The sequence below is a fragment of the Vibrio sp. 1078-1 genome (assembly GCF_033340475.1).
Map to the genome: position 1 here is coordinate 1 of NZ_JAWOWM010000896.1, position 519 is coordinate 519.

General features: G+C 42.0%; 1 protein-coding gene. It reads right to left on the reverse strand.

Translation table 11 applies throughout. The features are described from left to right. The coding region (locus R7190_RS30705) for a sporulation protein (protein ID WP_318138319.1) at positions 1–431 on the reverse strand (431 nt) is incomplete at its 3' end. Between the last annotated feature and the right edge of the window lie 88 nt (positions 432–519).

The following is a 519-nucleotide window of genomic DNA, read 5'->3' on the forward strand; positions in this document are numbered from 1 at the left end:
GATGCCACTGGTAGTGGTTTCACTTCAATGTAATCGCGATCTCGTGGGTCGATGGCAAAATCAATATCCAGAGTGGTTTCGACCCAAACATTGCACTGGTTCTTCAATGCGCTAACCGCAGTGATAGGTGTTTCATCATGCAGTTTTAGCTCGAAAGGCACTTGTTTTTCTTCATTCGGTTGAATCACAAACGGGTCAACCGCCTTGAGCTGGTCGATAGTGAAGGTTTGATAACTTACGCTATCGTCCACTTCAACTTTCATTTCTGTGTTCAATTTAATGGTGATAGCGTCGATCTGCTGTTCAACATCCCCACCTTTGATATGAACATGTCCCTTCAGCGTCGCACCTTGAAACACGCTCATTTCATCCAAAATAGTATCCACTTTTGCAGATCCAATACCCAACGATGCTTTTAATTTCTTAAACATGCCTTTCCTTTTTTGCGACTGTTTTTATTAGTTGTGCTTTGTTTACACAATTGCCTTATAAGCTGCAAGCAATAGACCGCAAGAATAC